General features: G+C 72.6%; 17 protein-coding genes and 1 riboswitch. Of the genes, 10 read left to right on the top strand and 7 right to left on the bottom strand.

All coding sequences use genetic code 11. From position 1 onward, the window contains the following. Window positions 1–40: 40 nt before the first annotated feature. Window positions 41–1,300, bottom strand: coding sequence for a citrate synthase (locus M6G08_RS17175; RefSeq protein WP_272588028.1), 1,260 nt, complete (start codon window positions 1,298–1,300; stop codon window positions 41–43). A 113-nt stretch (window positions 1,301–1,413) separates the two neighbouring features. Between M6G08_RS17175 and M6G08_RS17180 the strand changes: the two genes are divergently transcribed. Continuing rightward, window positions 1,414–2,583, top strand: coding sequence for a citrate synthase/methylcitrate synthase (locus tag M6G08_RS17180; RefSeq protein WP_272588029.1), 1,170 nt, complete (start codon window positions 1,414–1,416; stop codon window positions 2,581–2,583). A gap of 135 nt (window positions 2,584–2,718) precedes the next feature. Here M6G08_RS17180 and M6G08_RS17185 read toward each other — a convergent pair whose 3' ends face one another. Beyond that, on the bottom strand, window positions 2,719–2,955 hold the full coding sequence (locus tag M6G08_RS17185) for a hypothetical protein (RefSeq protein WP_272588030.1): 237 nt from the start codon (window positions 2,953–2,955) through the stop codon (window positions 2,719–2,721). A 56-nt stretch (window positions 2,956–3,011) separates the two neighbouring features. After that, window positions 3,012–3,563: a DUF6082 family protein gene (locus M6G08_RS17190; RefSeq protein ID WP_272588031.1), complete on the bottom strand. Its 552-nt coding sequence runs from the start codon at window positions 3,561–3,563 to the stop codon at window positions 3,012–3,014. 320 nt (window positions 3,564–3,883) lie between these two features. Here M6G08_RS17190 and M6G08_RS17195 point away from each other — a divergent pair, with 320 nt between their 5' ends. Then, window positions 3,884–4,966, top strand: coding sequence for a CobW family GTP-binding protein (locus tag M6G08_RS17195; protein WP_272588032.1), 1,083 nt, complete (start codon window positions 3,884–3,886; stop codon window positions 4,964–4,966). A gap of 20 nt (window positions 4,967–4,986) precedes the next feature. Here the strand turns inward: M6G08_RS17195 and M6G08_RS17200 are convergent, their stop codons facing one another. After that, a complete protein-coding gene (locus M6G08_RS17200; RefSeq protein ID WP_272588033.1) occupies window positions 4,987–7,443 on the bottom strand; it encodes a DNA gyrase/topoisomerase IV subunit A in 2,457 nt (818 codons plus the stop codon). A gap of 331 nt (window positions 7,444–7,774) precedes the next feature. Between M6G08_RS17200 and M6G08_RS17205 the strand changes: the two genes are divergently transcribed. The 4 genes from M6G08_RS17205 to M6G08_RS17220 all read left to right on the top strand — a co-directional run bounded on the left by M6G08_RS17205 (window position 7,775) and on the right by M6G08_RS17220 (window position 12,567). Next, entirely contained in the window at window positions 7,775–9,142 is a 1,368-nt protein-coding gene (locus M6G08_RS17205) for a M16 family metallopeptidase (RefSeq protein WP_272588034.1), read from the top strand. Further along, window positions 9,139–10,527 carry a M16 family metallopeptidase gene (locus M6G08_RS17210; RefSeq protein ID WP_272588035.1) on the top strand — a complete coding sequence of 463 codons (1,389 nt, stop codon included), beginning with the start codon at window positions 9,139–9,141 and terminating at the stop codon, window positions 10,525–10,527. The genes M6G08_RS17205 and M6G08_RS17210 overlap by 4 nt, the downstream gene beginning before the upstream one ends. A gap of 189 nt (window positions 10,528–10,716) precedes the next feature. Further along, window positions 10,717–10,881: riboswitch (cyclic di-AMP (ydaO/yuaA leader) on the top strand. A gap of 12 nt (window positions 10,882–10,893) precedes the next feature. Then, window positions 10,894–11,658: a M23 family metallopeptidase gene (locus tag M6G08_RS17215; protein WP_272588036.1), complete on the top strand. Its 765-nt coding sequence runs from the start codon at window positions 10,894–10,896 to the stop codon at window positions 11,656–11,658. A gap of 213 nt (window positions 11,659–11,871) precedes the next feature. Then, window positions 11,872–12,567 carry a GntR family transcriptional regulator gene (locus tag M6G08_RS17220; protein ID WP_272588037.1) on the top strand — a complete coding sequence of 232 codons (696 nt, stop codon included), beginning with the start codon at window positions 11,872–11,874 and terminating at the stop codon, window positions 12,565–12,567. 171 nt (window positions 12,568–12,738) lie between these two features. Here M6G08_RS17220 and M6G08_RS17225 read toward each other — a convergent pair whose 3' ends face one another. Continuing rightward, window positions 12,739–13,020: an HPr family phosphocarrier protein gene (locus M6G08_RS17225; RefSeq protein WP_100048058.1), complete on the bottom strand. Its 282-nt coding sequence runs from the start codon at window positions 13,018–13,020 to the stop codon at window positions 12,739–12,741. Window positions 13,021–13,220: 200 nt separating this feature from the next. On the opposite strand from M6G08_RS17225, the gene M6G08_RS17230 reads away from it, so the two are divergent. The 4 genes from M6G08_RS17230 to M6G08_RS17245 all read left to right on the top strand — a co-directional run bounded on the left by M6G08_RS17230 (window position 13,221) and on the right by M6G08_RS17245 (window position 19,015). Then, window positions 13,221–16,457 carry a bifunctional acetate--CoA ligase family protein/GNAT family N-acetyltransferase gene (locus M6G08_RS17230; protein WP_272588038.1) on the top strand — a complete coding sequence of 1,079 codons (3,237 nt, stop codon included), beginning with the start codon at window positions 13,221–13,223 and terminating at the stop codon, window positions 16,455–16,457. Between the two features lie 62 nt (window positions 16,458–16,519). Further along, window positions 16,520–17,113 carry a DUF5998 family protein gene (locus tag M6G08_RS17235; protein WP_191887866.1) on the top strand — a complete coding sequence of 198 codons (594 nt, stop codon included), beginning with the start codon at window positions 16,520–16,522 and terminating at the stop codon, window positions 17,111–17,113. Then, a complete protein-coding gene (locus tag M6G08_RS17240) occupies window positions 17,113–18,306 on the top strand; it encodes an alkaline phosphatase family protein (protein WP_272588039.1) in 1,194 nt (397 codons plus the stop codon). Before M6G08_RS17235 ends, M6G08_RS17240 begins: the two co-directional genes overlap by 1 nt. 58 nt (window positions 18,307–18,364) lie before the next feature. After that, window positions 18,365–19,015: a thymidine kinase gene (locus M6G08_RS17245; RefSeq protein ID WP_272588040.1), complete on the top strand. Its 651-nt coding sequence runs from the start codon at window positions 18,365–18,367 to the stop codon at window positions 19,013–19,015. Window positions 19,016–19,080: 65 nt separating this feature from the next. On the opposite strand, the gene M6G08_RS17250 is transcribed toward M6G08_RS17245, so the two are convergent. Both M6G08_RS17250 and M6G08_RS17255 read right to left on the bottom strand, forming a co-directional pair. Next, on the bottom strand, window positions 19,081–19,956 hold the full coding sequence (locus M6G08_RS17250) for a PhzF family protein (RefSeq protein WP_272588042.1): 876 nt from the start codon (window positions 19,954–19,956) through the stop codon (window positions 19,081–19,083). A gap of 57 nt (window positions 19,957–20,013) precedes the next feature. Continuing rightward, entirely contained in the window at window positions 20,014–20,868 is an 855-nt protein-coding gene (locus M6G08_RS17255; RefSeq protein ID WP_272588043.1) for a VOC family protein, read from the bottom strand. Between the last annotated feature and the right edge of the window lie 250 nt (window positions 20,869–21,118).

The following is a 21,118-nucleotide window of genomic DNA, read 5'->3' on the forward strand; positions in this document are numbered from 1 at the left end:
CCTGACTTGCGCCACCGTGACCTCGAGCCGCGCTCGGGCCCTACTCGGGCAGCGGCTGAGGCGGCCTGGGGCCCGAGTAGAGCCCGCTCGGCCGCATGCGCAGCGGCCGCTCCCCGTACTCCTCCAGGGCGTGGGCGATCCAGCCCGCCGTACGGGCGACGGCGAAGATCGTCTCGGCCGCGGTGGAGGGCATGCCGCAGGACGCGGTGAGCACTCCGAGCGCCAGATCGACGTTGGCGCGCAGCGGGATGTGACGGGCGGCGGTCGCCTGGACGTCGCGGGCCGCCGCCAGGGCGGGGGCCGCCCGGGGGACGTCCTCCAGGAGGGCGAAGAGCGCACGCGCGCGCGGGTCCTCGCCGGGGTACAGGCGGTGACCCAGGCCGGGGAGGCGGCGACCGGCCCGCAGCTCCTCGGCGACCACCGGCGCCGCGCTGCCCCGGTCGAGTACCTCCAGCAGCAGCCGGTGGGCGAGTCCGCCCGCCGCGCCGTGCAGCGGGCCCTCGATCACGCCGAGGCCCGCGGACACGGCCGCGTAGGCGTGCGCCCTGGCCGACGCGGCCACGCGCACGGCGAGCGTCGAGGCGGCCAGGTCGTGGTCGACGAGCAGCGAGAGCGCCGTGTCGAGAGCGCGCAGCGACGCCTCGTCCGCGGGGAGTCCGCTGAGCCGCGTCCACAGGCGGTGGGCGAGCGGACCCCGGTCGTGACCGGCGTGCCGCACCGGGGGAAGGGCGGCGACGAGGGTGGGGATGAGGGTCCGCGCGGTGCCCAGCACGGCCTCTTCGGACAGGTCGAAGCGGAGCGGGTCCGCGGCCGCCGCGGCGACGACGGCGACGCGCAGGCTGTCGGTGGGCCCCGCGTGCTCGGGCAGGGCGTCGACGGCTCGCCGGGCGGCTGTCACGGAGGCCTCGGGCGCGGCGAATTCGATGCCGGGTCGCATCCGGCCCGTCCACAGCCACTCGGCGACCTCCTCGTAGCTGTGACGCGCGGCCAGTTCCACCGCGTCGACGCCCCGGAAGTAGAACCGGTCCTTCTCGATGAGCGTGATGCGCGTGCGGACGGCAGGCTCCTGGCCGGGAGCGGGGGCCGTGCCGCTCCCGCGGCGGTGGCGGCGGGCGAGCGCCCGCACCTCCTCGGCGTCGAAGGTGCTGCCCCGGCCCTCTGACTTGCGCCGGCTGCCGAGCAGGCCGCGGCTGACGTACGCGTAGACGGTCTCGGGTTTCACTCCGAGCAGTTCGGCCGCCTCCTTGGTGGTCAGGCGGTGCTCGCCGTCGCCGGGGCGGCCGGGTTCGTGATCGCGCATGGGGGACACCGTATCGACTCCGAGGAGACGGTCTTGACCCGTGTATTGATCCAATCAATATTGACAGACCATCCGTCAACTGTGGACAGTGAACTCAAGCCAGGGAGGTAATCGTGACCGTTGACAGAACCGCGCCCACTCCGCCCGTGGAGGTGCCGCGAGGGCTCGCGGGTGTCGTGGTGGCCGACACCGAGGTCGGTGATGTGCGAGGGCGGGAGGGGTTCTACCACTACCGCCAGTACTCGGCCGTCGAGCTCGCCGAGCGCCGGGCCTTCGAGGACGTCTGGCATCTCCTGGTCCACGGCGAGCTGCCGGACGCGCGGCGCGGCGCCGCGTTCGCCGCCGAGACCGCGGCGTTGCGGAGACTCCCCGGGACGGTGCGCTCGGCACTGCCCGCCATCGCGGCCGCCGGCGGGCGCTCCGGCCCGCTCGCCGGAATGCGCACCGCCCTGTCGTTGCTGGGCGCGGCCCGGGGCTTCGGGCCCGTCTACGACCTGTCGGCCGAGCAGCGCCGCAGGGACACGCTGGTGGTCGCCGCGGCCGTACCGACGCTGCTCACCGCGCTGTACCGGCTGGGGCGCGGACTTCAGCCGGTGGAGCCCCGCGCGGACCTTCCCCACGCAGCCAACTACCTCTACATGCTGACCGGTTCGGAGCCGGACCGGGAGCGGGCACGTGCGATCGAGCAGTACTTGATCTCCACCATTGACCACGGATTCAATGCGTCAACCTTCACCGCGCGGGTCATCGCCTCGACGGGGGCGGACGTCGCGGCCTGCCTGGCGGGCGCGGTGGCGGCCCTGTCCGGACCACTGCACGGCGGGGCGCCCAGCCGTGCGCTGGACACCCTGGACGCGATCGGTACGCCCGACCGCATCGACTCCTGGATCCGTGAACGGGTGCTCGCCGGCGACCGCGTCATGGGCTTCGGCCACGCGGTCTATCGCACGGAGGATCCCCGCTCGCGGATGCTCCGCGAGGTGGCGCGGCGGTTCGGCGGCTCGCGCGTGGAGTTCGCCGTCGAGGTGGAGCGGCGGGTCGAGGCGATCCTCGCGGAGCTGAAACCGGGGCGCGAGCTGCACACGAACGTCGAGTTCTACGCGGGCGTGGTCATGGAACTGTGCGGTCTGCCGCGTGAGATGTTCACGCCGACCTTCGCGGCGGCGCGGGTGGTGGGCTGGAGCGCGAACATCCTGGAACAGGCGCGGGACTCGAAGATCATCCGCCCTGCGGCGCGGTATGTGGGGCCGGAGGCGCCGGTCGGGGTGCCCGCGGCAGGGTGAGCATGCGAGCGGCCTGGTGCCGTTCGGGCGCCAGGCCTCAGCGGTGGGGCGTCGAGCGCGGGCGGGGTTCCGCGCTGCTCGGCGGTGGGGCTTCCGGCACGGGCGGCGGTGGACACGGCCGGAGACGCGGGCGGTTCAGGCGTCGGGGATGTCGGCCTTGGCGCGGACCAGGGTTTCCCGGCTGATGACCACGATGCGTTCGTAGTCGGCGCGGGCGGCGTCGGCGGGCAGTTCCCGCTCCAGCGCCTCGGTGGCCTCGGTGCCGATCACGGCGAAGTTGCCGTCGCTCAGTTCGAAGAGATCCGGGCAATTGGCTCCCGAGGTACTGCCACGCGAGCCTGGAGGCACACCGATGCGGCGCACGATTTTCAAGGGGTACCGATCCTTACGCAGGCTGGGCACACTGTCGGCAGCACGGTACTGGAAGTTCAAGGCGCGGGAGGGGTCCCCACCACCCACCACTCGTCCGTGTCGGCCTCGTCCAGATCCTTGATGAGGCCATCGACCATCGCGCCGATCCGGGCCTCCTCCGAGGACGCCTTCAGCGTCGCGCGCTGCGCCCTGGACGCTTCCCAGTACTCCCGCATCAGTGGTGTCTGGAAGAACTCACGCAGACGTCCGAACAGCTCCTCCTGGTCCATCAGGCCGGCCTCGTAGACGTGGAAGAGGTTGACGTACCACGCGTTGGCGTAGAAGAACTGGCGCCGCTTCTCAGCGGGAATGTCCTTGTCGTAGGTGTCGATCACCGCGGCCAGGGAAGGGTCGTCGATCGCCCTAGCGAGCAGTTCCCAGTGCATACGCTGCTGGTGCGCCAGCGCCCGGCGGCGCGATGCGGTCGCTTCGAGTGCGAGTCGCCGTGCGCGCAACCGTTCCACTTCCAGCGCGCGCTGCCGGGCGGCCAACGTCACCCCGGCCGTGGCGAACAGCATGCCCGCCGCGGCGGAGCCGAACCTCCCCGTGATCTTCTTCCGTGTGGCCATGTCAACCCCCGAATCAGGCGACCGCCCGCCGGTCGTCGAGTGCGGGTCGGCTGACGGGGACCGGCGAGCGATGGGCGGCGCTTGCCGCCTCCAGAGTGCCGAGCTGCGCTGATCGGCGGGGAGGCGGCGAGGAGGCGCACGGAGGGAAGCGAGGGTCGCACACTCCGGCACCTTGCCCAGACGTCTGCCCAGCGAGTGGTGCTAACAATCGTTCACACCGCGCCGGCCCTGTCGGCTCGTATCCTGATCAGGCAATTCCGTACGTGGGTGTACGCCCTGCCGCGGGCCGGCGTACGCATGGTGGAGAGAGAGGTCGCACGGTGGGGCAGCGCCCGACTCCGCAGCAGATCCCGGTCGTCGTACTCGCCGGATTCCTCGGCTCCGGGAAAACGACACTCCTCAACCACCTCCTGCACCGCAGCGGAGGCAGCCGTATCGGCGCCATCGTCAACGACTTCGGGTCGATCGAGATCGACGCGATGGCCGTGGCCGGCGCACTCGGCGACTCCACCGTGTCCCTCGGCAACGGCTGCCTGTGCTGTGCCGTCGACGCGACCGAACTCGACGGCTACCTGGAGCGGCTCGCACGGCCCGAGGCCGGCATCGACGTGATCGTCATCGAGGCCAGCGGCCTCGCCGAGCCGCAGGAACTCGTGCGCATGCTGCTCGCCAGCGACCAGCCGGGCGTCGTCTACGGCGGGCTGGTCGAGGTCGTCGACGCCGCCGAGTTCGACGCCACGCGCGCGAGGCACCCCGAGATCGACCGGCACCTGGCTCTCGCCGACCTGGTCGTCGTCAACAAGACCGACCGGGCCCCGGACGCCGAGCGGGTGCTCGCGCTCGTCCGCTCGCTCACCGACCGCGCCGCCGTCGTGCCCGCGACCTACGGCCGCATCGATCCCGAGTTCCTCTACGACTGCCGCCCGAGCGAGGAGCGCGTGGGGCAGCTGTCCTTCGACGACCTGCACGACCATTCCGCGCACGGCGCGTACGCCGAACACCTGCACGCCGCCTACGACACCCTGTCGTTCGTCTCCGGCCTCCCGCTCGACCCGCGCGGGCTGATGCGCTTCCTCGACAGCCGTCCCGAAGGCCTGTACCGGATCAAGGGCTACGTCGACTTCGGCCCGTACGACTCACGCAACCGCTACGCCGTCCACGCCGTCGGTCGCTTACTGCGTTTCCACCCGGAGCCCTGGCCCCCCGGCGAGCCCCGCCGCACCCAGCTGGTGCTCATCGGCTCCGGCATCGACGCCCCCGCCCTCGACAAACAACTCGACGCGTGCCGCAGGGGCGACGACGCCCCACCCGCCGACGAGCACGGCATGTGGGGCGTCCTGCGTTACGTACCGGACCCCGAAGGAGCGGAGCAGAGCGGCGAGGAGCCGCCGCTCATGCCCTGATCACACCCTGACCTCCCCCGTCAGGCCGGACCGGTCACCACCGCCACCGTCTTCGGCAGCGACACGCCCGAGCCGTCGCGGCGCGGGTCGATGTCCGGGAGCTGGGCCGGGGAGCCGTTCTTCTGCGCGGCGAGCGCCGGGACGGCTCCCGCCCAGGCGAACGCCAGGCAGTCCTCGCCCTTCAGGAACCGCTGGCAGCGCACGCCGCCGGTGGCGCGGCCCTTGCGCGGGTACTGGTCGAAGGGGGTGAGCTTGGCCGTCGTCTGGACGGAGTCGTCCAGCGTGCCGCGCGAACCGGCGACCGTGAAGACCACCGCGTCCGCGGCCGGGTCCACCGCCGAGAAGGAGATGACCTTGACGCCCTCGGCGAGCTTGATGCCCGCCACGCCGCCCGCCGGACGGCCCTGCGGACGGACCTGGGAGGCCTGGTAGCGCAGCAGTTGCGCGTCGTCGGTGATGAAGACCAGGTCCTCCTCGCCGGTGCGCAGCTCGACGCCACCGACGATCCGGTCGCCCTCCCTGAGGGAGATGACCTCCAGCTCGTCCTTGTGGGACGGATAGTCGGGCACCACCCGCTTGACCACGCCCTGTTCCGTGCCGAGCGCCAGCCCCGGCGAGGACTCGTCCAAGGTGGTCAGACAGACGACCGTCTCGTCGTCCTCCAGGGACACGAACTCCGCGAGCGGCGCGCCGCCCGAGAGGTTCGGTGTCGGCATGGACTCGGGGAGCTGGGGCAGGTCCACCACGTTCACCCGCAGCAGCCGCCCGCCGGAGGTCACCACGCCCACCTCGCCGCGGGCCGTGGCCGGCACCGCCGAGACGATCAGGTCGTGCTTGACCCGCTTGGCCTTGGCGTCCGTGACCAGGGGCTCGTCGTTCACCGTCCGGGCGAGCAGGCCGGTCGAGGACAGCAGCACCCGGCACGGGTCGTCCGCCACCTGCAGCGGAACGGCGGCCACGGGGGCTCCGGAGGACTCCAGCAGGACCGTGCGGCGGTCGGTGCCGAACTTCTTGGCGACCGCGGCCAGTTCGGCCGAGACCAGCTTGCGCAGCTCCGCGTCCGAGTCGAGGATCCGGGTCAGCTCCTCGATCTCCGCGTTGAGCCGGTCCTTCTCGGCCTCCAGCTCGATGCGGTCGTACTTGGTGAGCCGGCGCAGCGGTGTGTCCAGGATGTACTGGGTCTGGACCTCGCTCAGCGAGAAGCGCTCCATCAGGCGCTGCTTGGCCTCGGCGGAGTTCTCGCTGGAGCGGATGAGGCGGATGACCTCGTCGATGTCCACCAGCGCGACGAGCAGGCCCTCGACCAGGTGCAGGCGGTCCCGGCGCTTGCCGCGGCGGAACTCGCTGCGGCGCCGTACGACGTCGAAGCGGTGGTCGAGGTAGACCTCCAGCAGCTCCTTGAGGCCCAGGGTGAGGGGCTGGCCGTCCACGAGGGCGACGTTGTTGATGCCGAAGGACTCCTCCATCGGCGTCAGCTTGTAGAGCTGTTCGAGGACCGCCTCGGGCACGAAGCCGTTCTTGATCTCGATGACCAGGCGCAGCCCGTGCTCGCGGTCGGTGAGGTCCTTGACGTCCGCGATGCCCTGGAGCTTCTTCGAGCCGACCAGGTCCTTGATCTTCGCGATGACCTTCTCGGGGCCGACCGCGAAGGGCAGCTCGGTGACGACCAGGCCCTTGCGGCGGGCCGTGACGGTCTCCACGGACACCGTCGCGCGGATCTTGAACGTGCCGCGGCCGGTCTCGTAGGCGCCCCGGATGCCGGGCAGCCCGACGATCCGGCCGCCGGTGGGCAGGTCGGGGCCCGGCACGTGCTTCATCAGCGCGTCCAGATCGGCGTTCGGGTACCGGATGAGGTGCCGGGCCGCCGCGATGACCTCGCGCAGGTTGTGCGGCGGCATGTTGGTGGCCATGCCGACCGCGATGCCGGAGGCGCCGTTGACCAGCAGGTTGGGGAAGGCGGCGGGCAGCGCCGACGGCTCCTGCTCCTGGCCGTCGTAGTTCGGGCCGAAGTCGACGGTGTCCTCGTCGATGGACTCCGTCATCAGGCCGGCGGCATCGGCCATCCGGCACTCGGTGTACCGCATGGCGGCCGGCGGGTCGTCGTTGCCCAGCGAGCCGAAGTTGCCGTGGCCGTCCACCAGGGGCACGCGCATCGAGAAGGACTGGGCCATGCGCACCAGGGCGTCGTAGATCGACGCGTCGCCGTGCGGGTGCAGCTTGCCCATGACCTCGCCGACGACGCGGGCGCACTTCACGTAACCGCGCTCGGGCCTGAGGCCCATCTCGTTCATCTGGTAGACGATGCGGCGGTGCACGGGCTTGAGGCCGTCCCGGGCGTCCGGCAGCGCACGGGAGTAGATGACCGAGTACGCGTACTCGAGGAAGGAGCCCTGCATCTCGTCGACGACGTCGATGTCGAGGATCTTCTCCTCGTACGAGTCGTCGGGCGGCGGGGTCTTCGTACTACGGCGGGCCATCGCTGCCGGCTCCTTGCTGAAGCGTGAACGGTGATCTGACGCGGTCCATTGTGGACCGCGGCACTGACAGCGACCGACCAGGACCCGTCACGGGACCCGTCACGGGCTGCCCGGCCCGGCGCTGCCCGCAGAGTACGCCCTCGTCCCGCACGCCCGTCCCCGGGCCGCCGACCCCGTTCTCGCTCTCGGCGTACGCGGTCCGGGAACTCCACCGGCCGCCCGCACGCTTGCATACAGTGGCAGGATCGGCAGGATCGGCGGAATTCCGCAGTTCCGGCCAAGATTCCACCCAGCTGAGCCCACTCAGCGTTTCGCGATCGAAGGGACGTACATGCCCATGGGTCACACGGCCACAGCCCAGGCAGACTCCGGCGGCCTGACAGCGACCGAGCACCGCCTGGCCAACGGCCTGCGCGTGGTGCTCTCCGAGGACCACCTGACCCCGGTCGCGGCGGTGTGCCTCTGGTACGACGTCGGCTCGCGCCACGAGGTCAAGGGACGTACCGGCCTGGCTCACCTTTTCGAGCACCTCATGTTCCAGGGCTCCGCCCAGGTCAAGGGCAACGGTCACTTCGAACTGGTGCAGGGCGCCGGCGGCTCGCTCAACGGCACCACCAGCTTCGAGCGCACCAACTACTTCGAGACCATGCCCGCCCACCAGCTGGAGCTCGCCCTCTGGCTGGAGGCCGACCGCATGGGCTCCCTGCTGGCCGCCCTGGACGACGAGTCCATGGAGAACCAGCGCGACGTCGTCAAGAACGAGCGCCGCCAGCGCTACGACAACGTCCCCTACGGCACCGCCTTCGAGAAGCTCACCGCCCTCGCCTACCCGGAGGGCCACCCCTACCACCACACACCGATCGGCTCGATGGCCGACCTGGACGCGGCGACCCTGGAGGACGCGCGGGCGTTCTTCCGCACCTACTACGCGCCGAACAACGCGGTGCTGTCCGTCGTCGGTGACATCGACCCCGAGCAGACGCTCGCCTGGATCGAGAAGTACTTCGGCTCCATCGCCTCGCACGACGGCAAGCAGCCCCCGCGGGACGGCTCGCTGCCGGACGTCATGGGCGGGCAGCTGCGCGAGGTCGTCGAGGAGGAGGTCCCGGCCCGAGCCCTGATGGCGGCCTACCGCCTGCCGGAGGACGGCACGCGCGCGTGCGACGCGGCCGACCTGGCCCTCACCGTCCTGGGCGGCGGCGAGTCCTCCCGCCTCTACAACCGGCTGGTGCGCCGCGACCGCACGGCCGTCGCCGCCGGGTTCGGCCTGCTGCGGCTCGCCGGAGCGCCCTCCCTGGGGTGGCTGGACGTGAAGACGTCCGGTGACGTCGAGGTGCCGGTCATCGAGACCGCCATCGACGAGGAGCTCGCCCGGTTCGCCGAGGAGGGCCCCACGGCCGAGGAGATGGAGCGCGCCCAGGCGCAGCTGGAGCGCGAGTGGCTGGACCGCCTGGGCACCGTCGCCGGCCGCGCCGACGAACTGTGCCGGTACGCCGTCCTGTTCGGCGACCCCCAACTCGCCCTCACCGCCGTGCAGCGGGTGCTCGAGGTGACGGCCGAGGAGGTCCAGGAGGTCGCCAAGGCCCGCCTGCGCCCCGACAACCGCGCGGTGCTCGTCTATGAGCCCACCGCCCCCGCCGACGAGACCGCCGCCGACGCGGACGACGCCACCGACGACAACGAGGAGGCGGCCAAGTGACCGAGCTCGCCACCATGGACTTCCACCCCCAGCCGCAGGGCGGCGAGCCCAAGCCGTGGGCGTTCCCCGCCCCTGAGCGCGGCAGCCTCGACAACGGCCTCACCGTGCTGCACTGCCACCGGCCCGGCCAGCAGGTCGTCGCCGTGGAGGTGCTCCTCGACGCGCCCCTGGACGCCGAGCCCGCCGGACTCGACGGCGTCGCCACCATCATGGCGCGCGCCTTCTCGGAGGGCACCGACAAGCACTCCGCCGAGGAGTTCGCCGCCGAGCTGGAGCGCTGCGGCGCCACCCTCGACGCGCACGCCGACCACCCCGGCGTCCGGCTGAGCCTGGAGGTGCCCGCTTCGCGCCTCGCCAAGGCGCTCGGCCTGCTCGCCGACGCCCTCAGGGCGCCCGCGTTCGCGGACGGCGAAGTCGAACGCCTGGTCCGCAACCGGCTCGACGAGATCCCGCACGAGCTGGCCAACCCGGCCCGCCGCGCGGCCAAGGAGCTCTCCAAGGAGCTGTTCCCGGCCGGTTCGCGCGTGTCGCGCCCCCGCCAGGGCACCGAGGAGACGGTGGCGAACGTCGACTCCGCCGCCGTACGGGCCTTCTACGAGAAGCACGTGCGCCCCGCCACGGCCACCGCGGTCGTCGTCGGCGACCTCACCGGTGTCGACCTCGGCGCGCTGCTCGGCGACACTCTGGGCGCGTGGACCGGCTCCGCCGCCGAACCGCGCCCCGTGCCGCCGGTGACCGCCGACGACCGGGGCCGGGTCGTCATCGTGGACCGCCCCGGCGCCGTCCAGACGCAGCTGCTGATCGGCCGCACCGGTGCCGACCGGCACGACCGCGTCTGGCCCGCACAGGTCCTCGGCACCTACTGCCTCGGCGGCACCCTCACCTCCCGCCTGGACCGCGTGCTGCGCGAGGAGAAGGGCTACACCTACGGCGTGCGGGCGTTCGGGCAGGTCCTGCTCTCCGCGCCCGACGGCACCGGTGCCGCGATGCTCGCCATCAGCGGCTCCGTCGACACCCCCAACACCGGCCCGGCGCTGCAGGACCTGTGGACGGTGCTGCGCACGCTCGCGGAGGGCGGACTCACCGACGCCGAGCGCGACGTCGCCGTGCAGAACCTGGTGGGCGTGGCGCCGCTGAAGTACGAGACGGCGGCGGCCGTGGCGAGCACGCTGGCCGATCAGGTCGAGCAGCACCTGCCCGACGACTACCAGGCCGCGCTCTACCGTCAACTCGCCGCCACCGGCACCGTGGAGGCCACGGCGGCGGTCGTGAACGCGTTCCCGGTGGACCGCCTGGTGACGGTACTCGTCGGCGACGCCGCACAGATCAAGGCGCCCGTCGAGGCCCTCGGCATCGGTGAAGTCACCGTGGTGCCGGCCGAGTAGCGCCGCGCGCGTGGTGGCCCTGGTGACCTGAGTGTCACCAGGGCCACCGTTTGTCCGAATTGAGGGAGAGACGGCCCGTCTGCCCTGTGGCATGCGCTACAAAAAGCTTGTTGCGTTTGAGGATTGAAGGCAGCCGCGCTTAGCGTCTTCCGGGCTGTTCGTCAGGCAGTACGCCGCACCCGCGGCACCGGACAGTCATCGCCGAGTCCCCGTACGGCGCGAGCCAGGGGAGCCGGGGACCCACCGCAGTCCCTGGGGTGAATCGGGCGCCCGCGCGTGCAGCGAGGGGGTCCGTAGGAGACCTTCCACCTCCGAACCCGTCAGCTAACCCGGTAGGCGAGAGGGAAGGAAAGGACCAGCCTCTACATGGCGTTCACGCGCGCCACCGGGAAGCACCGCCGTCCCAGCCGGATGCACCGCACCACCGCCCGCGCGGCGGGCGTCGCGGCCCTCGCCACCACCGGCGTCGTCGGCACCCTCGCCGCACCGGCGCTCGCCGCCGAGCCCGAGGCGGAGCAGACCGGGATCACCCCGGTCGTCTCCATCGGCGACTCCGTAGCCGACGAGATCGACGCCCAGGCCGCCGCCCAGGAGCAGGCCGCCCAGCTTGCCGCCGCCCGCGAGGCGGCCCAGGAGGCCGCGCGCGAGCGGGCCGCCGAAGCGGCAGAGGAGGCGCGCCAGGCCAAGGAGCGCGCCGCGCGGGAGGCCGAACGCAAGCGCCTCAACACCTTCGTGTCGCCGATCACCGCCTCGTACGTCTCCACCGCCTACCAGGCCGGCAGCTCCCTGTGGTCCTCCGGCAGCCACACCGGGATCGACTTCCACGCCTCCACCGGCACCACCGTGCACGCCGTCGGCGTCGGCACCGTGGTCGAGGCCGGCTGGGGCGGGGCGTACGGCAACCAGGTCGTGATCAAGATGCACGACGGCACGTACACGCAGTACGGGCACCTGTCGTCCATCGGCGTCTCGGTGGGCCAGTCGGTCTCCGCCGGCCAGCAGATCGGCCTCTCCGGTGCCACCGGCAACGTCACCGGGCCGCACCTGCACTTCGAGGCCCGCACGGGCGTCGAGTACGGCTCGGACATCGACCCCGTCGCCTATCTCCGCTCCCACGGCGTGAACGTCTGACGACGGACCGCGGACGGCAGGATTCTGGAAAGGCCCCGGCTCCCCGAGCCGGGGCCTTTCCCATTTCCGCGTGCGGTCCGGGGGCCATGACCGCTGTCCAAAAAACATCCATGAAATCCGGCCTGCCGTCGGAATGTCCGCCCGACTGGCCTAGAGTCACTGAATACATGTCAGTCGTCGACGTTTTCACGGGGATCAAGGCGGAGGTCGGGCATGCGTATTCCGGCGCACTCGGTGTGTACGGCGATCCGGGACGACATCGTCGCCGGTGTCCACGGGCGCGGCGGCCGCCTCACCGAGGAACTGCTCGCCCGCCGCTACGGAGTCTCCCGCGTCCCCGTCCGCGAGGCCCTGCGCACGCTGGAGGCCGAGGGCTTCGTGGTGACCCGGCGGCACGCGGGCGCGTGCGTCGCGGAACCCACCGAGCAGGAGGCCGCCGACCTGCTGGAGACCCGCGCCCTCCTGGAGCCCCTGGGCGCCGCACGGGCCGCCCGGCGCCGCACCGAGGCCCACCTCAAGGTGCTGCGCGGGCTGGTCAGGCTCGGTCAGGGCCGTGCCGGGCAGGGGCACGGTGAGGATCTGCGGGCACTGGACGGATGGTTCCACGACACCCTCGTCCAGGCCGCCGGCAGCCCCTCCCTGGCGGCCCTGCTGACCCAGCTGCGCCGGAAGATCGCCTGGATGTACGCCGCGGCGACGCCCGCCGATCCGGTGGGTTGCTGGGCGGAGCACGGCGCGATCACCGACGCGGTGGCCCGTGGCGACGCCGAGCGTGCGCGGGCGCTCATGGCGCTGCACACCGAGCGGTCCGCTCCCGCGTACCGGCTGCGGTTCGCCCCCGGGGGCGAGCGGACGGAGCACGTGAGGAATTCGCAACGTGCCGTAAACACGGCGAGTCTGCGGTATTAACACGCGGTCCGTATACAAGAGGTATTGGCCGGGGGGTTTTCTCCCCTGTCTCCGAATGCCCTCGAAAAGCAGCACCGCGGTCCGTCAAGAGGGAAGAAGAGGGAAGAAGAGAAAAAGGAAAAGCCCGCCCGGTGCTCCGGGCGGGCCGTTCGGCATTGCTCTTTCCGTCGGTCAGACGGTCTCGGGAAGCTCCTCGAGGCCCTCGGAGACCAGCTTCGCCAGCCGGTCCAGGGCGGCGTCCGCGCCATCGGCGTCGGAGGCGAGGACGATCTCCTCGCCACCCTGGGCGCCGAGGCCGAGGACGGCCAGCATGGAGGCCGCGTTGACGGGGGAACCGTCGGCCTTGGCGATCGTGACCGGGACGCCTGTGGCCGTGGCGGCTCGGACGAAGATGGAGGCGGGGCGGGCGTGGAGGCCCTCGGCCCAGCCGACGTTGACGCGGCGCTCAGCCATGTGATGCTGCCCTTCAGGTGTTCAAGGTTTCATGTTGTCTAGACCAGTCTTGTCTAGACCAGTTTCCCACATCGTGAAGCGTGCCGGGACGGCACCGTGCGCCGCCCCGCGTGATCGTCGGACCGCGGCCTCGGCCCGACCTTCCGTCCTCCACAGACTGCCTCGCGCCGTTGTCGTACGCGAGCCGTACTCTGGGGCCCATGCAGACCTCGTCGGACCGGCACGAGTATCCCGCCCACTGGGAGGCCGACGTGGTGCTGCGTGACGGCGGCACCGCGCGCGTCCGCCCCATCACCGTTGATGACGCCGAGCGCCTGGTCAGCTTCTACGAGCAGGTCTCCGACGAGTCGAAGTACTACCGCTTCTTCGCGCCGTACCCTCGCCTGTCCGCCAAGGACGTCCACCGCTTCACGCACCACGACTTTGTGGACCGGGTGGGACTCGCGGCCACCGTCGGCGGCGAGTTCATCGCCACCGTACGCTACGACCGGATCGGCGCCGGCGGAACGCCCGCCACCGCACCCGCCGACGAGGCCGAGGTCGCCTTCCTCGTCCAGGACGCCCACCAGGGGCGCGGCGTCGCCTCCGCGCTGCTGGAGCACATCGCCGCCGTCGCCCGGGAGCGCGGCATCCGCCGCTTCGCCGCCGAGGTGCTGCCCGCCAACACCAAGATGATCAAGGTGTTCATGGACGCCGGGTACACCCAGAAGCGCAGTTTCGAGGACGGCGTGGTCCGCCTGGAGTTCGGCCTCGAACCGACCGACCGCTCGCTGGCCGTGCAGTACGCGCGCGAGCAGCGCGCGGAGGCGCGCTCCGTGCAGCGGCTGCTGAGGCCCGGCTCGGTCGCGGTCGTCGGCACCGGCCGCACGCCGGGGGGAGTCGGCCGCAGCATCCTCGGCAACATCCGGGCCGCGGGCTACACCGGTCGGCTGTACGCCGTGAACAAGGCCTTCCCCGAGGACCGGGAGGAGATCGACGGGGTGCCCGCGTGCCGTTCGGTGCGCGACATCGACGGGCCGGTCGACCTCGCCGTCGTCACCGTCCCCGCCGAGCGTGTCCCCGAGGTCGTCACCGAGTGCGGCGAGCACGGTGTGCAGGGCCTGGTGGTGATCTCCGCCGGATACGCCGACAGCGGCCCCGAGGGACGCGAACGCCAGCGCGCCCTCGTGCGGCAGGCGCGCACGTACGGCATGCGGATCATCGGGCCCAACGCCTTCGGGATCATCAACACCTCCGCGGACGTGCGGCTGAACGCCTCGCTCGCCCCCGAGACGCCCCGCCCCGGCCGGATCGGCCTGTTCGCCCAGTCCGGCGCCATCGGCATCGCCCTGCTCTCCCGGCTGCACCGGCGCGGCGGCGGGGTCACCGGCGTCACCGGCGTGTCGACCTTCGTCTCCTCCGGCAACCGGGCCGACGTCTCCGGCAACGACGTCCTCCAGTACTGGTACGACGACCCGGAGACCGACGTCGCGCTGATGTACCTGGAGTCCATCGGCAACCCCCGCAAGTTCACCCGCCTCGCCCGGCGCACGGCGGCCGTCAAACCCCTGGTCGTGGTGCAGGGGGCCCGGCACGGGGGCGTGGCACCGCAGGGACACGCCGTGCGGGGGACGCGGCTCCCGCACGCGACGGTCTCCGCGCTGCTCAGGCAGGCCGGCGTGATCCGCGTCGACACGATCACCGACCTGGTCGACGCGGGGCTGCTGCTCGCCCGCCAGCCGCTGCCTTCCGGGCCGAGGGTGGCCATCCTGGGGAACTCCGAGTCCCTGGGCCTGCTGACATACGACGCGTGTCTCTCCGAGGGGCTGCGTCCGCACCCCCCGCTGGACCTGACGACGGCCGCCTCGGCGGACGACTTCCACGCGGCCCTGTCCCGGGCCCTGGCCGACGACGCGTGCGACGCCGTGGTGGTGACCGCGATCCCGACGGTGGGGGAGGGGTCGGCGGGGGACGCCGCGCTGGCGGCGGCCCTGAGGTCGGCGGCCGCCACGGTGCCGGCCAAGCCGGTCCTGGTGGTCCACGTGGAACTGGGCGGCCTGGCGGAGGCCCTCTCGGCGGCGGCGAGCACCGCACCGCAGGCGCTCCAGCCGACGGAACCGCAGCCGGCGCCTGCGGAGCCCGGGGGTGGCGATCCCACGGGCCCCCGGAGCGGTGAGCCCTACGAACCCCGGACCACTGACTCCTCGGGCCCGGGGGCCGCGGGGCCGGGTGAGCCTGGGGCCACCGCGTCGTCGGGCACGCGGCTCGAAAGGTCGTCGGGCTGGCCGGCCTCCGCGTCCCCGCATCCGCAGGCCTCCGCGTCCCCGGATCCGCAGGCCTCCGCGTCCCCGGATCCGCAGGCCTCCGCGCCCACGGCCCCCCGGACGACTGACCACACGACCCCGCAGCCCGCCGGGCTCACCGAGTCCCGGAGCACCGCGTCGACGGACCCTCGCCCCCGCCACCCGGCGCCCACCGCCGAACCCCGGACCGCCGCTTTCGACACGCCCGCCGCCCCGTCCGACAGGTCGCAGCCGCCCACCCCGGCCGCGCCCGGCACCGGCACTGTTCCGGAGGACGCTGATCCGCGCGGCACCCGCCTCATCCCCGCCTACCCCGCCGCCGAACGCGCCGTCCGGGCCCTCGCCCACGCCGTCGCCTACGGTCAGTGGCGGCGCGATGCCGCCGACCCCGGCAAGGTGCCGGAGTACGAGGACATCGACGAGAAGGGCGCCGCCGGACTGATCGCCGGGCACCTCGCGCGCGGGCAGGGACTCGCCCTCGGCGACGCGGAGGCCTGCGAGCTGCTCGGCAGGTACGGCATCCACGTCCACCGCGCCCTTCCCGCCCCCACCCCCGAAGACGCGGTCGCCGCCGCACGCGCCATCGGCTACCCCGTCGCCCTCAAGGCCACCGCCCCGCACCTGCGCCACCGCGCCGACCTGGGCGGCGTACGTCTCGACCTGGCGGACGAGGAGCAACTGCGCCGGGCTTACGCCGAGTTGACCGAGCTGTTCGGGACGCCCGCGGAGCTGCGCCCGGTGGTGCAGGGCATGGCTCCGCGCGGTGTCGACACCGTCGTACGGGCGGTCATCGACCCGGCGGCCGGCGCCGCGCTCTCCTTCGGGCTCGCCGGGGCGGCCACCCAGCTGCTCGGCGACATGGCCCACCGGCTGGTCCCGGTCACCGACCGCGAGGCGAAAACGCTCATCCGCTCGATCCGCACGGCACCCCTCCTCTTCGGCTGGCGAGGATCGGCCCCGGTGGACTCCGCCGCCCTGGAAGAGCTGCTGCTGCGGGTATCCCGGCTGGTCGACGACCACCCGGAGGTCGTCGCGGTCACCCTGGAACCGGTCGTCGTGGCCCCGCGCGGCCTGAGCGTCCTCAGCGCCTCCGTCCGCCTCGCGCCCCCTCCCGCCAGGGACGATCTCGGCCCGCGTACCCTGCCCGCGTACTGACCGCGCACCGTCCGGGACGGGTGCCGCACAGGCGTCCCGCGCAGTCAGTGGGCCCCCGTAGGATGGACGGCATGGCCAAGACCAGTACGACGACCCAGGGGCTGCGAGCGGCGATCGAGCGCAGCGGCTACTACCCGGCCCTCGTGGCCGAGGCGGTGGAGGCTGCCGTGGGCGGCGAGCCCGTGCGGTCGTACCTGGTCCACCAGGAGACGACGTTCGACCAGAACGAGGTGCGCCGGCACGTGACCGTGCTCGTGCTCACCGGCAACCGCTTCATCGTCAGCCACACCGACGAGCAGGCCGCCGACGACACCTCCCCGACGCCGTACGCCACGACGTCCACCGAGTCCGTCAAGCTCGGCCGGATCTCGTCCATCGTCGTCAGCCGCGTGGTCGCCAACCCGGAGCAGTACAAGCCGGGCACCCTGCCCCGCGAGATCGTGCTCACCATCGGCTGGGGCGCCGTCTCCCGCCTCGACCTGGAGCCCGCCGCCTGCGGCGACCCCAACTGCGAGGCCGACCACGGCTACACCGGCAGCTCGACCGCCGACGACCTGAGCCTGCGCGTCAGCGAGGCCGGGGACGGCCCGGAGACGGTGCGCCAGGCGCTCGCCTTCGCGCAGGCCCTTTCCGAGGCGACGGCGGATTCGCGCTGATGGTCCAGCCCGCCGCCTGGGACACCGACCCGGAACCGCTCCCCGTCGACTCCGCCCCCGTACCCGAGTACGGCAGCGGATCCCTCGCCGACCTGCTGCCCACCCTGGCCGCCGGCCTCGGCGTCCCCGGCACGACGGCGGGCATCACCGAGCTGACCCCCGCCGACCGCAACTGCGTGTTCCTCATCGACGGCCTCGGCTGGGAGCAACTGCGCGCCCACCCCGAGGACGCCCCCTTCATGAGCTCGCTGCTCAGCAGCTCACGCGGCGGCACCGGACGTCCGATCACCGCCGGCTACCCGGCGACCACCGCGACCTCCCTAGCCTCCGTCGGCACCGGCCTGCCACCGGGCGCCCACGGCCTGCCCGGATACACGGTGCGCAATCCGGACACCGGCGAGCTGATGAACCAGCTGCGCTGGCAGCCGTGGACCGTGCCGGGCGCCTGGCAGCCGTACCCCACCGTCTTCGAACTCGCCCACCGCGCGGGAGTGCACGCCGCCCAGGTCTCCTCCCCGACCTTCGCGAACACCCCGCTGACCAAGGTCGCGCTCAGCGGCGGCGCGTTCCACGGCCGGCTGTCCGGCGAGGACCGCATGGACCTCGCCGCCGAGCAGCTGGCCGGCGCCGACCGCGCCCTCGTCTACACGTACTACGCCGAGGTCGACGGCGCCGGACACCGCTTCGGCGTCGACTCCGACACCTGGCGCGGCCAGCTCGCCCACGTCGACCGGCTCGTCCAGCGCCTCGCCGAGCAGCTGCCGCCGCGCAGCGCCCTGTACGTCACCGCCGACCACGGCATGATCGACGTGCCCTTCGACGAGGACCACCGCATCGACTTCGACGAGGACTGGGAGCTGAAGGCGGGCGTCGCCCTCCTCGGCGGCGAGGGCCGCGCCCGGCACGTGTACGCGGTCCCGGGCGCGCAGAGCGACGTGCTGACCTGCTGGCGCGAGGTGCTCGGCGAGCAGTTCTGGGTGGCGTCGAGGGACGAGGCGATCGAGGCGGGCTGGTTCGGCCCCCGCATCGACGACCGGGTGTACGCCCGCATCGGCGACGTGATCGCCGCCGCGCGGGACGACGTCCTGCTCGTCGCCTCGGAGCGGGAGCCGAAGGAATCCTCGATGGTCGGCAACCACGGGTCGATGACCCCCGCCGAGCAACTCGTCCCGCTGCTCGAAGTACGCTCCTGACCCCTTCCCCTCCGCTTCACCGATGCCGATGCCGATGCCGAAAGGTGCTCAACCCCTCATGCCCGAGCTGGTGTTCTTCTCCGGAACGATGGACTGCGGGAAGTCGACACTGGCTCTCCAGATCGAGCACAACCGCTCGGCGCGCGGTCTGGCCGGCATGATCTTCACCCGGGACGACCGTGCGGGCGAGGGCAAGCTCTCCTCGCGCCTCGGCCTGGTCACCGACGCGGTGGAGGTCGAGGACGGCCAGGACCTGTACGCCTATCTCGTCGACCACCTCTCCCAGGGCGGACGCGCGGACTACGTGATCGCGGACGAGGCGCAGTTCCTCGCGCCGGAGCAGATCGACCAGCTCGCGCGCGTGGTCGACGACCTCGGCGTCGACGTGTACGCCTTCGGCATCACCACCGACTTCCGCTCCAAGTTGTTCCCCGGCTCCCAGCGACTGGTCGAACTCGCCGACCGCGTCGAGGTGCTCCAGGTCGAGGCCCTGTGCTGGTGCGGCGCCCGCGCCACGCACAACGCCCGGACGGTCGGCGGCGTCATGGTCGTCGAGGGCGCCCAGGTGGTCGTCGGCGACGTCGCCCACTCCGCCGACGAGGTCGGCTACGAGGTGCTGTGCCGACGCCACCACCGGCGCCGGATGACGGCGGCGGCGTCCCGCGCGGCGGCGCTGTCACCTGACGTGCTGCCGGTGTCCTCCGCCTGACCGCCTGACCGCCTGACCGCCTGACCGCCTGACCGCCTGACCGCCTGACCGCCCGAGCGTCAGGCTCAGCCGATCCGGGTTCCCGCGCCGCTCACCCGTACCCGCCGGTCACCCGCGCGCAGCGTGACCGTGAGCTCGCCGGGCCGGCCCAGGTCCTCGCCCTGGTGCAGGGTGAGGACGGTGTCCTCGGGTACGAGACCCAGCTCCCGGGCGTACGCGCCGAACGCGGCGGCCGCGGCGCCGGTCGCCGGGTCCTCGACGACGCCGCCGACGGGGAACGGGTCACGGACGTGGAAGACGGTGGCCGACTCGCGCCACACCAGCTGGACCGTGGTCAGGTCCAGGCGGTGCATCAGGGCCTCCAGACGTGCGAAGTCGTATGCCAGGTCCGCGAGGCGGGCGCGCGTCGCCGCCGCGAGCACGAGATGGCGCGCGCCGGCGAACGCGATCCGGGGCGGGAACGCCGGGTCGAGATCGGCGGCCGGCCAGCCGAGCGCCGCGAGCGCCTCCGCGAGGTCGGCGTCGGCGATCTGCTCGACGTGCGGTTCGACGCTGGTGAGCGTGGCGCGGAGCGATCCGCCCTCCTCGGTGACCTCCACCGGTACGGTGCCGGCGGGCGTCGCGAACACCAGCTCCCCGGGCCCGATCCGCTCGGCCAGTGCGACGGCGGCCGCGACGGTGGCGTGCCCGCAGAACGGCACCTCGGCCTTGGGGCTGAAGTAGCGGATCCCGTACGCACGTCCCTCCTGGCCGCCGAGCCCTTCCGGGGGCGCGGTCAGGAACGCGCTCTCCGAGTAACCGAGTTCGGCGGCGACGGCCAGCATGTCGCAGTCGTCGAGGCCGGCGGCGTCCAGGACGAGACCGGCAGGGTTCCCGCCGTCGGGGGAGCCGGAGAAGGCGGTGTAGCGAAGCACCTCGGGGTGCGTCACATTCGTCGTCATGCTCGCGGCAACAGCGGGCGGACCAGGGCTATTCCGGCCGCCACCGCCCCTGATCCGTCACCCACGCGGGTGTGATTCCCGGCGGTTGTCCGGGGCGTCCGTGGCCCGGTCCCGCCCGCCCTGCAGCACCGCGAACCGCGCCCCCTCCGGATCCGCCACCATCGCCACCCGGCCGTGGGCGGAGTCCCCGGCCGGTTCGAGGACGTGGCCGCCCAGCGCCGTGAGGTGCTCCAGGGACTCCTCCGCGTCGGCCACCTGGAAGTACGTCACCCAGTGCGGTCCCCGGTCGCGCGGCAGGGCGCCTCCGACGCCGTGGATGCCGGCGACTGGACGGCCGTCGAGCCGCAGGGTCACGTAGTCGCGGTCGGCCGTGTCCTCCGGGACCAGTTCGAAGCCGAACACGGTCTCGTAGAACTTGGCGACGCTCGCCGACTCGTACGTCACCAGCTCGTTCCACGCCGGTGTGCCCGGGACTCCCGTGACCGCCGTGCCGAGGTGGGCCGCCGCCTGCCAGACGCCGAAGACGGCCCCCGAGGGGTCGGAGCCGATGGCCAGGCGGCCGGCCTCGCCGGCGTCCAGCGGGCCCACGCCGACGGTGCCACCGCACAGGCGTACCGTCTCGGCCGTCCGGTCGACGTCGTCGGAGGCGAAGTAGGGCGTCCAGGCGATGGGAAGGTGCCGGTCCGGGGGCAGTTGGCCGATGCCGGCCACTTCCCGCCCGTCGAGCAGCGCCCGTGCGTAGGGGCCCAGTTGCTGGGGACCGGGCCGGAACTCCCAGCCGAACAGAGCTCCGTAGAAGTCGTGGGTCGCGGCCGGCCCGTGCACCATCAGACTCACCCAGCAGGGTGTGCCGGGTGCGCGCCGGGCGTTCGTCTCGCCGTTCCGGTCGGCCGACCCCCGTGCGTCGCTCATCGCCACTCTCTTCTCGGCCCTGCGCGGGCCGTGCGTCCGCTTCCGCTCCGACGGATTGCGCTTGCGCGGATGCCGCTTCGACGGCTTCCGCTCCGACGGACCTTCGCGCCGATGCCGGCACCGCGTCCGGTGCCGGGCGCGTTCGGGTGTGCCCGCCGGGGCAGGCCGGCTGTCCCGGGTGGTACAGCATGTGCTCGAACCCGTACGCCTCGTGATCGGTGCTGTCCGGCGGGCAGAGTAGCCCGACAGC

Origin of the sequence: Streptomyces sp. M92 (assembly GCF_028473745.1) — a bacterium.
In the GTDB taxonomy this organism is placed as follows: domain Bacteria; phylum Actinomycetota; class Actinomycetes; order Streptomycetales; family Streptomycetaceae; genus Streptomyces.

Coding starts and splice junctions, on each gene's coding strand:
- M6G08_RS17175 (WP_272588028.1), bottom strand. CDS start 1,300: ATGCGCGATCACGAACCCGGCCGCCCCGGCGACGGCGAGCACCGCCTG.
- M6G08_RS17190 (WP_272588031.1), bottom strand. CDS start 3,563: ATGGCCACACGGAAGAAGATCACGGGGAGGTTCGGCTCCGCCGCGGCG.
- M6G08_RS17200 (WP_272588033.1), bottom strand. CDS start 7,443: ATGGCCCGCCGTAGTACGAAGACCCCGCCGCCCGACGACTCGTACGAG.
- M6G08_RS17205 (WP_272588034.1), top strand. CDS start 7,775: ATGCCCATGGGTCACACGGCCACAGCCCAGGCAGACTCCGGCGGCCTG.
- M6G08_RS17215 (WP_272588036.1), top strand. CDS start 10,894: ATGGCGTTCACGCGCGCCACCGGGAAGCACCGCCGTCCCAGCCGGATG.
- M6G08_RS17220 (WP_272588037.1), top strand. CDS start 11,872: ATGCGTATTCCGGCGCACTCGGTGTGTACGGCGATCCGGGACGACATC.
- M6G08_RS17225 (WP_100048058.1), bottom strand. CDS start 13,020: ATGGCTGAGCGCCGCGTCAACGTCGGCTGGGCCGAGGGCCTCCACGCC.
- M6G08_RS17230 (WP_272588038.1), top strand. CDS start 13,221: ATGCAGACCTCGTCGGACCGGCACGAGTATCCCGCCCACTGGGAGGCC.
- M6G08_RS17235 (WP_191887866.1), top strand. CDS start 16,520: ATGGACGGCATGGCCAAGACCAGTACGACGACCCAGGGGCTGCGAGCG.
- M6G08_RS17240 (WP_272588039.1), top strand. CDS start 17,113: ATGGTCCAGCCCGCCGCCTGGGACACCGACCCGGAACCGCTCCCCGTC.
- M6G08_RS17245 (WP_272588040.1), top strand. CDS start 18,365: ATGCCCGAGCTGGTGTTCTTCTCCGGAACGATGGACTGCGGGAAGTCG.
- M6G08_RS17250 (WP_272588042.1), bottom strand. CDS start 19,956: ATGACGACGAATGTGACGCACCCCGAGGTGCTTCGCTACACCGCCTTC.
- M6G08_RS17255 (WP_272588043.1), bottom strand. CDS start 20,868: ATGAGCGACGCACGGGGGTCGGCCGACCGGAACGGCGAGACGAACGCC.